General features: G+C 53.4%; 10 protein-coding genes. 8 read left to right on the top strand and 2 right to left on the bottom strand.

The features are described from left to right. The first annotated feature begins 111 nt into the window (after positions 1-111). The 4 genes from BQ5591_RS17635 to ccsA all read left to right on the top strand — a co-directional run bounded on the left by BQ5591_RS17635 (position 112) and on the right by ccsA (position 6,785). The gene (locus BQ5591_RS17635) at positions 112-1,473 is read left to right on the top strand and encodes a hypothetical protein (protein ID WP_071150334.1); all 1,362 of its coding nucleotides are present in this window, start codon (positions 112-114) and stop codon (positions 1,471-1,473) included. A gap of 102 nt (positions 1,474-1,575) precedes the next feature. Further along, positions 1,576-2,820: an imelysin family protein gene (locus tag BQ5591_RS17630; RefSeq protein WP_071150333.1), complete on the top strand. Its 1,245-nt coding sequence runs from the start codon at positions 1,576-1,578 to the stop codon at positions 2,818-2,820. A gap of 52 nt (positions 2,821-2,872) precedes the next feature. Beyond that, positions 2,873-4,519, top strand: a complete 1,647-nt coding sequence (locus BQ5591_RS17625; RefSeq protein ID WP_071150332.1) for a di-heme oxidoredictase family protein — start codon at positions 2,873-2,875, stop codon at positions 4,517-4,519. Positions 4,520-4,541: 22 nt separating this feature from the next. Next, positions 4,542-6,785, top strand: a complete 2,244-nt coding sequence (ccsA, locus tag BQ5591_RS17620) for a cytochrome c biogenesis protein CcsA (protein WP_071150331.1) — start codon at positions 4,542-4,544, stop codon at positions 6,783-6,785. Positions 6,786-7,260: 475 nt separating this feature from the next. On the opposite strand, the gene BQ5591_RS17615 is transcribed toward ccsA, so the two are convergent. Both BQ5591_RS17615 and BQ5591_RS17610 read right to left on the bottom strand, forming a co-directional pair. Continuing rightward, complete coding sequence (locus tag BQ5591_RS17615) at positions 7,261-7,887, bottom strand: response regulator transcription factor (RefSeq protein ID WP_071150330.1); 627 nt, start codon at positions 7,885-7,887, stop codon at positions 7,261-7,263. Beyond that, a complete protein-coding gene (locus tag BQ5591_RS17610; RefSeq protein ID WP_071150329.1) occupies positions 7,874-8,581 on the bottom strand; it encodes a hemerythrin domain-containing protein in 708 nt (235 codons plus the stop codon). The genes BQ5591_RS17615 and BQ5591_RS17610 overlap by 14 nt, the downstream gene beginning before the upstream one ends. A 515-nt stretch (positions 8,582-9,096) precedes the next feature. Between BQ5591_RS17610 and BQ5591_RS17605 the strand changes: the two genes are divergently transcribed. Genes BQ5591_RS17605 through BQ5591_RS17590 form a run of 4 tightly spaced genes read left to right on the top strand, consistent with a single transcriptional unit; the run spans position 9,097 to position 14,188 of the window. After that, positions 9,097-9,459, top strand: a complete 363-nt coding sequence (locus BQ5591_RS17605; RefSeq protein ID WP_071150328.1) for a BlaI/MecI/CopY family transcriptional regulator — start codon at positions 9,097-9,099, stop codon at positions 9,457-9,459. Beyond that, positions 9,456-10,217 carry a TlpA family protein disulfide reductase gene (locus BQ5591_RS17600; RefSeq protein ID WP_071150327.1) on the top strand — a complete coding sequence of 254 codons (762 nt, stop codon included), beginning with the start codon at positions 9,456-9,458 and terminating at the stop codon, positions 10,215-10,217. The genes BQ5591_RS17605 and BQ5591_RS17600 overlap by 4 nt, the downstream gene beginning before the upstream one ends. A gap of 26 nt (positions 10,218-10,243) precedes the next feature. After that, the gene (locus BQ5591_RS17595; RefSeq protein WP_083381022.1) at positions 10,244-12,085 is read left to right on the top strand and encodes a TlpA family protein disulfide reductase; all 1,842 of its coding nucleotides are present in this window, start codon (positions 10,244-10,246) and stop codon (positions 12,083-12,085) included. Positions 12,086-12,109: 24 nt separating this feature from the next. Continuing rightward, positions 12,110-14,188: a M56 family metallopeptidase gene (locus tag BQ5591_RS17590; RefSeq protein WP_071150325.1), complete on the top strand. Its 2,079-nt coding sequence runs from the start codon at positions 12,110-12,112 to the stop codon at positions 14,186-14,188. Positions 14,189-14,190 lie beyond the last annotated feature (2 nt).

Genomic DNA, 14,190 nt, shown 5'->3' with positions numbered 1-14,190 from the left:
ATTACCTACTTCTACTTATTTCTCTTCGTACAATACCCGTTTCTGGGTATTGTCCTCCTCTGGGGCTCCCCGTATCTTTGCGTCAACAAAAAATTATAAAAAATAAGAAAAATGAAACAAAAGGTATGGGGCGTGTCGCTCGGCCTGATGCTCTGTGCGGGAGCACTTTATGCCGGGAATGAGACAAAGCCTGCACAGAAGGCCGGAGAAGAGGCCAAATTGAAAAGCATAGAAGCGGTGGAGAACAACCGCACAGTGGAGAATGAGCCGAAGAAAAGCCGTTTAACACTGGGTGGATACGGAGAGGCGGTCTACTCGCGCAACTTCTACAGTGACCATTATTTGAGGTATAAGAGTCCGGAAGCGTATAAAGACGCGAAGAGTCACGGACGTTTTGACTTGCCGCACGTCGTCATCATGCTGGGGTACGACTTCGGCAAGGGCTGGACGATGGGCAGCGAGATTGAGTTTGAGCACGGCGGTACGGAAAGTGCCATCGAGATAGAGGAAAGCGAAGGAGGCGAATACGAAAGCGAGATAGAGCGCGGCGGCGAAGTGGCGCTGGAACAGTTCTGGATTCAGAAGTCGTTCTGTCCGGCATTCAACATCAAGCTGGGACACATCATTGTGCCGGTGGGCGCAACCAATGCCCATCACCTCCCCACGGAGTTTTTCGGGGTGTACCGTCCCGAAGGAGAGAATACCATCCTGCCCTGTACGTGGCACGAGACGGGTATCAGCCTGTGGGGAAAGGCCGGTGACTGGCGTTACGAAGCCATGCTGTTGCCGGGATTGGACTCGGACCGTTTCGGACGTCAGGGATGGATACACGACGCTGCCGGAAGTCCGTACGAATTCAAGATAGCCAATGCGATGGCGGGAGCTTTCCGGGTGGATAACTATTCGGTGAAGGGACTGCGCCTGTCGGTCAGCGGATACGTGGGCAATTCGTTCAGTAACAGCCTGATGCGAAGCACGTCGGCCAAGTATGAGGGCGTGAAGGGAACGGTGACGATCGGTGCCTTCGACTTCGACTACCACGGACATAACTGGATTGTGCGCGGCTATGCGGACTACGGTCATCTGTCGGACTCGGATATCATTACTACTTGGAACAAGAATCAGCAGAAAAGTTCTCCGTCGAAGGCGCAGGACGTGGCATCGGATGCCATTGCCGTTGGCATAGAAGCGGGGTATGACCTGTTTTCGCAAATCGCCAAACTGCGGGAAAAGGAACAGAAACTCTACGTGTTTGCCCGATATGACTATTACGACTCCATGTATAAGGTGGAAACCGGTGTGTATCAGTACGACTGGTGCGGACGTACGCGCCTGGCGGCGGGTGTCAACTATTATCCCATCAAGGACATTGTGGTCAAAGGAGAATATTCCATCGGCTTGCTGAAAAGCAAGTACAACAACGAGCCTTCCATTTCGCTGGGAGTGGCGTATGCGGGGTTGTTTGGCAGATAAGAGGAGGGAAGAGGGTATCTTTAACTGCTCTGACTCCTTGAAAGAGAATACCTCCATTTATACACGAAAATAGAATGAATAACCAATAATAAATAAACTGATATGGAATTGAAGAAATTTTGGAAAGGAACTGCCTGCCTGATGATGGCGGCAGCATTGGGACTGAGTAACGCTGCCTGCAGCGACGACGACAACACGGGCGATCCGGGAGAACTGACTGGCCAGGAACAAGCCTTGCAGCTGGTAGCCAAGGACTACATTGAGAAGACGGTAGTGCCGACGTATCGTGGCATGGCCGATGCTACGATGGAACTGTATGAAAAATGCCTGGCACTGCGCAATGCCGGTGCAGGCAATCTGACCAGAGCCATGGTGCAGGAAGCCTGTGACTCGTGGGAGAAAGCACGCCGCTACTGGGAGTTGAGCGAGGCATGGCTTTATGGGCCTGCTGCCGACTACAACATCGACCCGCATATTGATACCTGGCCATTGGACCGTACCGCCATGGAGAACATGCTGAGTAACGAGCAGCAGATGGCAAACATGGACGAGGACGGTGTGTTTATCTCGACGCTGGGCGAGAGTCTGCTGGGATTTCATGCCGTGGAATACATGCTGTACGGGGTAGGTACCGACGGTATCGGTACGGGAGAACCACGTGACGTGAGCCTGTATACCAAACAGGAACTGATTTACCTGACTGCCGTGGCTGCCGACCTGCGCAACCAGTGCATCCGTCTGGAAGTATCGTGGGCAGACGGAGTGGCCGACATTGATCAGGAGAAGCGCGACCTGCTGGCCGAACTCGAACTGGAGCCTACCCGTAAGTACGGATATGAGATGATCAACTCGGGACAGCTGGGGTCGACGTGGGTGAGCTATGCCAACGCCATTCAGGAACTGCTGGTGGGAGCACAGGACATTGCCGACGAAGTGGGTGGTCTGAAGATAGGCAATCCGACCGGACACGGCGAGGAGGATGATCCCGACTACATAGAATCGCCTTACAGCCTGAATTCGATTGAAGACTTTACCGACAACATCAAGAGCATACAGAATGCGTACGAAGGTTATCAGGTAGGCAAGAACGGAAATGTGACCGACGGTTACATTCAGCCGGTGGACCATTCGCTGAGCGCTTACGTAGCTACTATCAGTCCGGAGGCGGATACCCGCCTGAAGAACGCCATCCAGGCTGCCATCGATGCCATCGGAAAGATGCAGGAACCTTTTGCCAAGACGGCACGCGACCCGCAGTACGATGCCATTAACCAGGCCGCCATTGCTGCCTGCAATGAGGTGTCGGACGCATTGAGCGCGGTGATGAACGCAGTGGCACAGAATTGAGCAGGCAGGAGAATCGTAACAACGGAGTTAAATGTCAATATCTGAGGAAAAAATGAAATGTAACTATTTTTACCTGATGGCTGCGCTGGGCTTGTGCCTGACCGCCTGCCAGGACGACGGACCGGCTGTCCCGTCGACGGACGGAGGAGCCACGGAACTGCCCGAATGGTATTATACAGGGGGAGAACTGGGAACTTCGTTCCTGCAGACCACAACAGCATTTGAGCAGCCTACGGCTGTTGTGGAAGAAAACTTCTTTGAGGAATTCAAACGGGGAGAACAGCTGTTTGAAAAGTCGTTCAACTCGAACAACGAAGGGGTGCGTCACGGCTTGGGACCGCTCTATATCCGTACTTCCTGCATGCACTGCCATCCCGGTTACGGTCATGGCAAGAGTCAGAATAACGGTACGTTCAACACCAGCGAGATAGGAAACGGCTATCTGCTTGTTGTCTACAATCCGGCGACCAATGCCTATGTGCCCTGGCTGGCCGGTATGCCGCAGACGAAGGCAGTAGCTCCCTTCAAGGCACCGGTTGACGAGTCGCAGATCCGCATCACGTGGCACGAGTATACCGATGCTTTCGGTAATCAGTTTCCCGACGGGGAGACTTACCGTTTACGCTATCCGGAAGTGACGATTCCGAAAAGTGCGATCTATGTGGCCAACCGGGGATATGACGTGGGTGAGTACGAAGTGCGTCTGGAATCGACCATCGGTATATACGGAACCGGTCTGCTGGATGCCATCAGCGATGCTGACCTGAAAGCCGAGTATGCCAGGCAAGAACAGGACGGCTTTTTGCCCAACGGTCTGAACCCGAACATTTTTGCCAACGGTGAGTGGACGGGACAGTATGCCAACACGGCTCAGGGAGGTGACGGTACGAAGTACCCTTACCGCTATACGTATGCCTTGAGCCGCGGGCCCCTGCAGGATGCTGCCGGAGCCAATGCCTTCTGGAACATTACGAACGTGACCCGCAGTGACCGGCGTTTCCATTACCTGGATGCGGCAGGTACGTATGCCACGTATGCTTCGCAGGATCCGGATATTCAGGCCGGATTTCCGGCATACATTGCCAAGGTATCTACTGCCGAGGAGCATCCCGAATGGTTTACGGACAACGTAGCCGATAACATCTATAATTATCTGACATCGAAGAACCTGCCAGTAGAAATCAGCGATCAGGACTACATTGACCTGATGGTGTGGCACCGTGGTCTGGCCGTGCCTGCCGCACGCAATGTAGACGACGAAGCTGTGGTGCGCGGCAAGGAACTCTTTTCGGAAATAGGCTGTGCCTACTGCCACAAGCCCAGCTGGACGACAGGAGAGGACGAGATACGCGACCCGGCACGTTTCTTTACGGGCGAACGGGCCAACCTGTTGCCACGCTATCCCAATCAGAAGATATGGCCTTATACGGACATGGTACAACACAAGCTGCACATGGTGAACGACATCCGTACGGGATGGTGCCGTACTACACCGTTGTGGGGACGTGGCCTGCACCAGCGTTGCACCGGTGCCGAGTATGCCGACCGCCTGCACGACTGCCGGGCACGTACGACGCTGGAGGCCATCATGTGGCACGGTACGAGCGAGCAGAGTGATGCCTACTATAGCGTAAAGAAATTCCGCGAGCTCTCGAAGGAGGATCGCGACGCGATCGTGAAGTTCATTGACTCCATCTGACGGGTTCTCTTTCTTTTTAGTTATGGCAAAGAAACATTTACGAAATCTTTCTTTCGGTCTGCTGGGGATGTTGCTGGGGGTGCTGATGGCAGCCACGTGTGTGGAGAAAGTGTGGGGCACTGGTTGGGTGATCCGGTATGTATACGGAGCCTCGTGGTTTGCTGTCTGTTGGGCCGTGACGGCTGTCGCAGCCATCCTTTATCTGATAGGTCGCCGGGTGCAGAAGCACCGGGCGACTTTTTGTCTGCACCTGTCGTTTGCGGTGATTCTGCTGGGAGCATTGGTTACCCATGTGTGGGGTGTGCAGGGCAGGGTACACCTGCGGAAGGGTGGAACGGAAAGTTCTTTTACCGCTTCGGACGGCCGGGTGGTACCCTTGCCTTTTGCACTGGTGCTGGATGACTTCCGGGTGGAGTATTATCCGGGTACATCGGCACCGAGCGACTTTGTAAGCCGTTTTGCACTGGTGGCGAACGGGGAGCGGCAGGAGGCAGTGGTGAGCATGAACCGTATTTTCCGTTACGGGCCTTACCGGTTCTACCAGTCGGCTTACGATGCCGACGGGCAGGGCGCTACGCTGTCGGTGGCATGCGATCCGTGGGGTATCGGCATCACGTATGCGGGCTACCTCGCTCTGCTGTTTTCGGGGCTGATGTTCTTCTTCAGTCCGCACAGTACGTTCAGGCAGCTGCTTCGCAGTGCTCGGGGAATGCGGGGAGTAGGGCTGGCGGCGGTACTGTTGCTGTCGGTTCCGTCCGTTCGGGCACAGGAGGGACTGCCACGGGTACTGCCTCGGGAGACAGCGGCTGCTATGGGCGAAATGTACGTGTACTATCGTGACCGCATCTGCCCTTTGCAGACGCTGGCCAGGGACTTTACGGTGAAGCTGTATGGCAAGCCGGAATACAAGGGACTTTCGGCCGAGCAGGTGCTGACTGGCTGGTTCTTCTACTACGACGACTGGAAGACGGAGCCGTGCATCCGTGTGAAGAGCCGGGAAGTGCGCCGTTTGCTGGGAATTGACGGAAGCTATGCCAGCCTGCAGGACTTTGTTGGGCCGGAAGGCTATAAGCTCGATGCCGACCGGCTGGCCGGAGCTGCGGTGAAAGACACGCATGGCGCAGGTGAGGCAAACGAAAAGTTCAGTCTGGTGAGTGCGGCAGCTGCCGGAAGTCTGTGGAAACTGTTTCCGTATCGGGTTATTAGTGACACACAGCATGGTGGTCGCTACCGGTTGGAGTGGTTGTCGCTGGCTGACCGTCTGCCGAAGGACCTGTCGTATGAGAAAGGAGCCTTTGTGCGGGGAGTGATGAACTACGTGGCCGAGCAGGTGGCACGGAAAGACTATGCCGAAGTGGAGCGGCTGGTGGAGAAGATACGCACCTATCAGCGGCGTGAGGCAGCCGGAATGTTGCCTTCGGACCTGCGCTTTCGTGCCGAACGGCTCTACAACCGGCTGAACAACAGTCTGCCTCTGGCAGTGACGTTGGTGCTGTTGGGACTGGGAACGTTTGTTTACTATGTGCGTTGCCTGATACGTTGCAGACAGGCAGGGAAGACCGTTGGCCGCGGACTGACGGGAGTGATGGGAGCCGTTGTATTGTGGCTGTTGGTACTGATGGTGCTGCGCGGAGTGGTGAGCGGGCATCTGCCGATGTCGAACGGGCACGAGACGATGCATCTGCTGGCCGTATGTGCAGCGGTACTGACACTGTGCTTTCGGAGACGTTTTCCGCAGGCTTTGCCTTTCGGTTTTCTGGTGTGCGGGCTGGCGCTGATGGTGTCGATGCTGGGCGAGCGCAATCCACAGATCACTCCGCTGATGCCGGTACTTGCTTCGCCGTTGCTCAGTATTCATGTGGCGGTCATCATGATAGCCTATGCGTTGCTGGCTTTTGTGATGCTGAACGGTGTGGCAGCCCTTTTGCTGAGGGCGATGCGGAAAGATTGCGGAGACGAAATGAAACAGTTGCAGACGGTGAGCCGCCTGATGCTCTATCCGGCAGTGTTCCTGCTGGCGGCAGGTATCTTTGTGGGAGCGGTGTGGGCCAATGTGTCGTGGGGACGTTACTGGGGATGGGATCCCAAGGAAGTGTGGGCACTGGTGACGATGCTGGTCTATGCCCTGGCTTTACATCCGGCTTCGTTGCCCTGGTTCCGTTGTCCGGTGTTCTTCCATGCGTTTTGTGTGGCAGCTTTCCTATGTGTGCTGGCCACGTATTTCGGAGTCAATTTCCTGTTGGGAGGAATGCACAGTTATGCCTGAAAGAAGAATATCCAAGCTCTATTACTTATATTTGATGAAAGGGAGACGGCATTATACCTAATTCATGCGATTGCACCATCTGTGCCGATGCGCTATCTTTGCAGTATCAGATTTGAATGAATTAGTTAGTCATAATTACGTAACCACTTTTATGAAGATAAAAGGATTCCCGCCTTCCGATGTGATATCGCAGGGCGGGAATTTTGTTTGTGGGGAAATGGAGGTTTAGGGTTGATGAATAATTAATAATGAATAATGGTTGGGAGGTTAGGTTTGAGGCACGGATGACACGGAAAAAACATGGATTTTTAATCTGTGACAATCTGTGTGTTCTGTGGTGAACAGAATCATGGTGTATACGTGCATAGAGACGCAAAATTTTGCATCTCTACTGTAGCGGATTAGTTTTGCTTAAAACCTTATTTATTCGAACACCAAGGAATAATCCTCATTTTTCATTTTTAATTGAATAGTACTACAGCTTCTCCTTGATGTCGCTCAACTCGACCAGTTTGTTGACGATGGCGTAGATGGTGAGGCCGGCGGGAGAGTGGATCTGCAGCTTGCGGGCAATGTTGCGGCGGTGGGTGATGACGGTGTGGATGGAGAGAAAGAGCTTCTCGGCAATGGCTTTGTTGGTCATTCCCTTTACGACGCAGGTGACGATCTCCTTCTCGCGCTGGCTCAGGGTATCTGATTCGTTGTCCTTTTCCTCTTCTTCCTCTTCGTCGTTGCGGAGCAGGCTATTCAGTTTGGCGGTGATGATGTCGAGGTCGTCGCAGATGGAGAAGCGTTCGTCGTATTCCTTCAGCACGTTGTTGTTGGTCACCAACGAAATGAGGGCGATGTATTTGACACCCGCCAGCCGGGGATGTTCGGCCTTGAAGGCAGGCAGGTTGAACCACCCGTCGAGGGCAGGATTGATGATAATGATGTCGGGTTGGTGCAGGTTGGCATAGTGGCCCAGGCCCTCGGCAGAGTTGACCTCTACGGGGTGGATGTCAAAGTTGGGGATGCGGCGAAGTACGGCCGACACACCGCTGCGGATAATGACAGAGCTTTCGGCTACCACTATTTTCAACGACAGGTTATTGCTGCTCATCTTTCAGTCTCCTTTCCATTTGTGCCACGGCGGGTACAAACATATAGTCTTCTACCTGACAGTGTGAAGCAAGGTCCTGTTCGCAGTTGAAGATGTCGAACAGAACGGCGTTCAGCAGGTTGTTGTTATCTTTTTCGGGATAGTATTTGATGATAATATTCTTCAGTTCGGTCAGTTTGCTGTCTATCTGGTTGTGATGGCTGGCGAAGGTGGCAATGTCGTACGTGGCGGACAGATGGCCTTTCAGCAGTTCGTCGACGTAGGTGAAAACGGCCTGATTCTCGTACTCCATGTGGCGGCGTACTTCCTTGGCATACTCGTCGAAAAACTTCAGGATGAGGAAAGATACGTCTTCCGTACCCGAGCAGTCGATGGCTTCGATGAGCTTGCGGCGGATGGCGGGCAGGTTGAAGTCGAGGAAGTAGGTGTGTGCCCGCTTCAGGTAGTCCATCAGGGCAGTGAGCGAGAAATCTTCTTCCTCGTTGCTATAGGTGTAGGGTTCGTGGCTGATGAAGTTGGCCACGGCCAGAAAGGTGCGGTAGTCCACTCCCTGTGTCTGGCAGACATCTTTTACCGTCTTGTCGCCGAAGCCCAGTGACAGGCCGAATCGGCTCATCACCATCAGTAGGGAGTAATTGTCGCAGATGAGGTCGCTCATCTTGTCCGTAGCACGGTATTTATGCGGTTCGTTCATAGGCGTAAATGCTTGTTTTAGTGTAATAACTGCCTTGTGGCGGTCATTGTTTTCTTCCGGGCGCAAATTAACGATTTTTGGGCAGATGGTGCAATCCCTATTTGTAGGTATTTTGAAAATGAATAATCCGCTACAGTAGAGACGCAAAATTTTGCGTCTGTATATACAACCACAGAGGACACAGAGTAAGAATTTTAAATCCGTGTTATCTGTGTTCTCCGCATCTGAAAAATCTCCCAACCCTCAATCATTCACCATTTTTCATTCACTCTCTTCCCCACTTTTCAGGCAAACTAAAACTTTTAGTTCTTATTAACTATGAAAATTAGTTTATGAACTAAAATATTTCGTTATTTGCGGATGGAAGAGCTACGAGTTATGAGCTACAAGCTACAAGCTACGAGCTACAAGTAAGTGGCGGGTTGCAAATTCGTAATTCGTAACTCGTAGCTTGTAGCTTGTAGCTTGTAGCTCGTAGCTCATAACCCGTAGCTTATTGTAACTAAAAAATAGATATGAAAACACTGACTGCAAAAGAAGAAGAAATCATGGGCTTTTTCTGGGAGAAAGGTCCGTTGTTTGTGAAAGAAATGTTGGCGTTCTATGACGATCCGAAGCCACACTTCAATACCTTGTCTACCATTGTGCGCGGGCTGGAGGAGAAAGGCTATCTGGCGCATAAGGCTTTTGGCAACACCTATCAGTATTATGCCACGGTGACTCGAGACGACTTCAGTCGCCGTACGTTACGGAGCGTTATCAGCAAGTACTTCAATAACTCGTATCTGGGCGCCGTATCGTCGCTGGTGAAGGAGGAGGACATTTCGCTGAAAGAGCTGAAGGAGCTGATACAGAAGGTAGAGGAGGGACGGTTATGAAGAAGCGGTTGCTGCTGACGGTGTGGCTGCTGTGTGGCCTGACCATGCTCTCGTGGGGACAGACGGACGGGAAAAAGGAAGCGAAACTGCTGGTGGACGGCTGCTTCTTTACGGAATCGCCCTCGGAGCTGCAGGGAGCTGCCTATCAGATGTCTATCCTGAAGAACGATGAAGGGCGGATGATGCTGCTGGTGACGGGCATCAAGCTAAGCGAAGAATCGAAGAAATATGCCATCCCCCTGTCCGAAGTGAAGGATGCCGACTATTGGTTAGAGAAGGCGAAGGAAAACAAAAAGTTCCTGTCTATCATCGACCACGCCCCCAAGTCGGCCCTGAAGGAGGGCGAGCGCATCAAGCCTTTCAGTGTGCAAGCCACGGACGGTAGTCGCTGGACCGACATCAACACGCAAGGGCGTCCGCTGGTATTGAACTTCTGGTACACCGGTTGCGGTCCCTGCATTCGCGAGATGCCCGAGCTGAACGGGTGGATGGACGTCTGTCCCGACGTGAACTACCTGGCCGTTACCTGGAATACGCCCGAACAGATTGAGAAGATCATAGAGCGTCGCGGTTTCCACTTTCATCAGGTGGCAGGCGACTCGGTGCTGTGGAAGATGTTCGGTGTGCAGCAGACACCTACCACGGTGGTGCTGGACAAGCAGGGCGTGGTGCGCAAGTTGGTAACAGGCACCAGTCAGCAGAAGCGCGACGAGCTGCTGGAGGCCATCCGGCAGGTGTCGGACGAGAAGCAAAGATAAGTTGGATCATTTAATATAGAATCCGTATGAAAAAGATATTATTGGTAATGTTGTCCGTGCTGTGCTGGCTGAGTGGGTACGCACAACTGAAGGTGGTGGAGAAACCCTACTTCCTGGGCGGGGAGACAAGGCTGGAAGTGAGTCGTGTATCTCTTTATGATGACCGTACGGTGGTCGACGTAGACTATTATGCCGGAGCCATGGGTGATGCAATCAGGTTGTCCCCTTCGGCTACCTTGTCGGCCGGAGGCAAGCAATATGCCTTGAAGAAGGCTGAAGGCATTTCGACTACGGAGGATCTGGAGGTAGCCGCTAACGGGAAAGTCAATATGCAGTGGACATTTGAGCCTCTTCCGGTCGATGTAGCCACATTCGATTTTCAGGAAAATGTGGACCGGGGGTGGACGCTGAATCAGATACATTTGGACGGCAAAAAGCCCGAAATAGACGTGCCCGAACGTTTGGTCCATCATCGGCCTGACTACGACCGCCCTCTGCCGGCGGCGCAGCCCGTCTTCGGAAAGTTCCGCATCACCGTCCGTTTCCTGGGCAAGGTGTCGCCGGGCAGTATCCGTTATGGTTTGAGCGAATGGGGGGCGCAGTCGTTACTGCCTGTTTCTGTCGAAGAGAAGGACGGCGTTTGTGTGATAGACGATTATCTGACCCATCCGGGACTGAAGTCGTTCTACGTGGGCAGGCAGAAGTATTCTGTCTTTGTGGCGCCGGGCAGTGAGGTGACGATGACCATCAACTACCATGCTATACAGATGGCTACTACGCATCTCTTTGGCGAAGAATACAAGGACGTGCAGAAAGTATGGTTCGAGGGCGATTACGACGGGCTGAATACTGCCTTGAACAACGGCCCTTACAGTCTGGATGCGACTGACGAACTGGACGACATCGGTACCATGTCGGTGGACGAGCTGAAAGAGAAGGTATTGGCTTATTATGACCGGGTGAATCAGTGGTTGGAGAACGATGCTTCGTTCAGTGCCCCTGTGAAGAGGCTGCTGCACTTGGAATTGCAGGCTCTTACATTCAGCAATGTTTCCTCTGCCAAGTACACCATAGGTTTTGCTCTGCGGGCCAAAGGACAGGAGCGGGGCAGCCTGACCGAGGGTCCCGGCTTCCGCGATGAAATCATGGCACTTGATTCCCTCCGCTCACCGACCATGATGATGACTACGCGCTATCCGAGCATTGTGTCGGCCTTGAGTAAGGCTCACGATCCTGCCGCAGACCATTCCTGGTGCAAGGATTTGGAAAGCATGGTCTTGAACGAGATGGCGCGCCGCTACTTAGGACGCATGGCTCCGTTGCCCGATACGTTGCTGGCCAAGGTGGACAGCTTGCAGACGCCTGCCATCCGCGAATATGTCCTGACCCAACACCACGAATACGCAGAGGCTCTGAAAAAGGCTGCCCATGGAGGAGACGGTTACACCATTGCTACGCTGGACGCTTCCGTCAGGGGCGACAGCCTGCTGCCGGCCATTGCTGCCCGACATAAGGGACGGGTGGTGTTGATAGACTTCTGGGCCACGTGGTGCGCTCCTTGTCGTCAGGCCATGAAGAGCATGAAGCCGATGAAGGAGGAACTGAAGGGCAAGGATGTGGATTTTGTGTTCGTGACCGACGAAACCTCTCCGCAGGTTTTGTGGAAAAAGATGATTACCGACATTCACGGCGAGCATTATTACCTGACCAACGCACAGAACGCCGACCTGTTGAAGAAATACCAGTTCACAGGTATTCCTGCTTACCTGATATTGGACAGGGAAGGCCGGGTAGTGTGCCAGCATGTGGGTTTCCCCGGTACGGAGGTCATGAAGCAGGAATTGGAGAAGGCATTGTCAACTCATTAACTCGTCAACTAAAACATAAATTATATGGGAATCTTTTTAGTCTACATACTTAAGTCTGCTGCCTGTCTGGCGGTGTTCTACCTGTTCTATAAGCTGCTGATGAGTCGCGACACGTTTCATCGGTTCAACCGCTTTGCCTTGTTGGGACTGCTGGTGCTGTCGTCCGTGCTTCCGCTGGTGGAGGTCAGTGTGAACGAACCGGTGGGAGTGCAGGAAACGATGCTTACGCTGGAACAGCTGCTTCTGCTGGCCGATGTGGAGGAAGGGCAGGAGACAGTCGTGGCACAGCCAGCTACGGCACTGTGGGTACGTGTGGCATTGCTGGTCTATCTGGCAGGGATTGTTTTCTTTGCCGTACGCAATTTGTGGTCGCTTGGCAGGCTGGGCGCGTTGTTGCGCCGGGGCCGGTTGGAGCGGGTATCGGATTATCTGCCGGGTCGTGCGGAGCATGTAAGGCTGGTGGTGCACGATCGCGACATCGCCCCTTTCAGCTGGATGCGCTACATCGTCCTGTCGCGTAAGGATCTGGAGGAGAACGGCCGCGAGATATTGATTCACGAGTTGGCGCACATCCGCAACCGACATTCGTGGGACCTGCTGCTGGCCGACCTCTGCATCTTTGTGCAGTGGTTCAATCCCGCCGCATGGCTGTTGAAGCAGGAGTTGCAGACCCTTCACGAGTACGAGGCCGATGAAACCGTGCTGCGCGAGGGGGTGGATGCCAGGAAATATCAGATGTTATTAATAAAAAAAGCTGTCGGCACAAGGCTCTACTCTATGGCCAACAGCTTTAATCACAGTTCACTTAAAAAACGTATCACTATGATGTTAAAAGAAAAGTCCAATCCGTGGGCGCGGGTGAAGTATCTCTACGTACTCCCGCTGGCGGCACTGGCTGTAACGGCCTTTGCCCGTCCCGAAGTGTCGGCTGTGACCGACGAGATTTCAAGTGCCAAAGTTAATGATTTGGCCGAAATGGTGAAAACAAATCTGCCGGAAAGTGTGGTCGAAGCAGTGAAAGACACGCTGCCGCCGGGCGTAACCCATGTGCCTCAGGAAGTGAAAGACGACCTGAAAGGCACGCCCGTCTTCGAAGTGGTGGAGCAGATGCCTGAGTATCCTGATGGTGGCATGGCCGGGCTGATGGAGTATTTCAAGAAGAATATGCGTTATCCTGAAGCGGCCAAGGAGGCCGGTATGCAGGGACGCGTAACGGTTCAGTTTGTAGTGAATAAAGACGGAAGCATCAGCGGTGCGAAAGTGCTGCGTAGTGTGGAGCCCGATTTTGATGCCGAAGCCATCCGTCTGGTGAACGCTATGCCCAAGTGGAAGCCGGGAATGCAGGGCGGAAAGCCGGTGCCGGTGAAGTTTACCGTACCTGTCAAGTTCATGCTGGATGAGGGCAATGAGAAAGTCGCTTCAAAGAACCAGCCCCTTATTATAAGGGGGGCAAGTACTACCGACCATGCGGACATACTGATACTGGTGGACGGACGGGAGGTGACCCCCGAAATACTTCAGGCTCTCAATCCCAGCCGCATCCAGTCTTTCAGCGTGCTGAAGGAACCGTCCGATATAGCAAAGTATACGACGGACAAGAGCAAGAAAGCCGTCATGCTGGTCACGCTGAAGAAGGAGGAGCCGAAACCTTTGGCTGGTACGGTGGCTACCATCCGCGTGTCGGACAATGCTCAGAAGGCGTTGGTGGTGATTGATGATAAAGTGTCGGATGAAGCTACCCTCAAGAGTTTGTCGCCCGACCAGATTGAGTCGGTTACCGTATTGAAGTCTCAGGCAGCTGTCTCACTTTATGGCGAGGCGGGAAAGAAAGGTGTTCTTTACGTCCGTACCAAAGCTGCCACGGCTGGTGTGCAGGATGGCGAGGTGAAGGTCAGCGGGCTGGTAGTAGACCCGCAGGGCGAGCCCGTCATCGGCGCTTCGATTCTGATTGAAGGTACGAACAAAGGTACCGTGACCGATGTGGACGGTAAGTTCTCGTTGCCCGCTCCCAGCGGCGCCACACTCAAGGTGGCCTTTATCGGCATGAAGGAGGCCAGCGTGAAGGTATCTCCGATGATGGTAGTAACGTTGGAAAAAGAATAAAT

This window comes from Bacteroides ndongoniae (assembly GCF_900108345.1).
Lineage (GTDB): Bacteria > Bacteroidota > Bacteroidia > Bacteroidales > Bacteroidaceae > Bacteroides > Bacteroides ndongoniae.
The sequence above is the reverse complement of the archived record's forward strand: the minus strand, read 5'-3'. Positions and strand labels throughout refer to the sequence as shown.

Bases quoted from the DNA above. Each gene is read 5' to 3' on its own strand.
- BQ5591_RS17630 (WP_071150333.1), top strand. From the start codon at position 1,576: ATGGAATTGAAGAAATTTTGGAAAGGAACTGCCTGCCTGATGATGGCG.
- ccsA (WP_071150331.1), top strand. From the start codon at position 4,542: ATGGCAAAGAAACATTTACGAAATCTTTCTTTCGGTCTGCTGGGGATG.
- BQ5591_RS17610 (WP_071150329.1), bottom strand. From the start codon at position 8,581: ATGAACGAACCGCATAAATACCGTGCTACGGACAAGATGAGCGACCTC.
- BQ5591_RS17595 (WP_083381022.1), top strand. From the start codon at position 10,244: ATGAAAAAGATATTATTGGTAATGTTGTCCGTGCTGTGCTGGCTGAGT.
- BQ5591_RS17635 (WP_071150334.1), top strand. From the start codon at position 112: ATGAAACAAAAGGTATGGGGCGTGTCGCTCGGCCTGATGCTCTGTGCG.
- BQ5591_RS17600 (WP_071150327.1), top strand. From the start codon at position 9,456: ATGAAGAAGCGGTTGCTGCTGACGGTGTGGCTGCTGTGTGGCCTGACC.
- BQ5591_RS17590 (WP_071150325.1), top strand. From the start codon at position 12,110: ATGGGAATCTTTTTAGTCTACATACTTAAGTCTGCTGCCTGTCTGGCG.
- BQ5591_RS17625 (WP_071150332.1), top strand. From the start codon at position 2,873: ATGAAATGTAACTATTTTTACCTGATGGCTGCGCTGGGCTTGTGCCTG.
- BQ5591_RS17605 (WP_071150328.1), top strand. From the start codon at position 9,097: ATGAAAACACTGACTGCAAAAGAAGAAGAAATCATGGGCTTTTTCTGG.
- BQ5591_RS17615 (WP_071150330.1), bottom strand. From the start codon at position 7,887: ATGAGCAGCAATAACCTGTCGTTGAAAATAGTGGTAGCCGAAAGCTCT.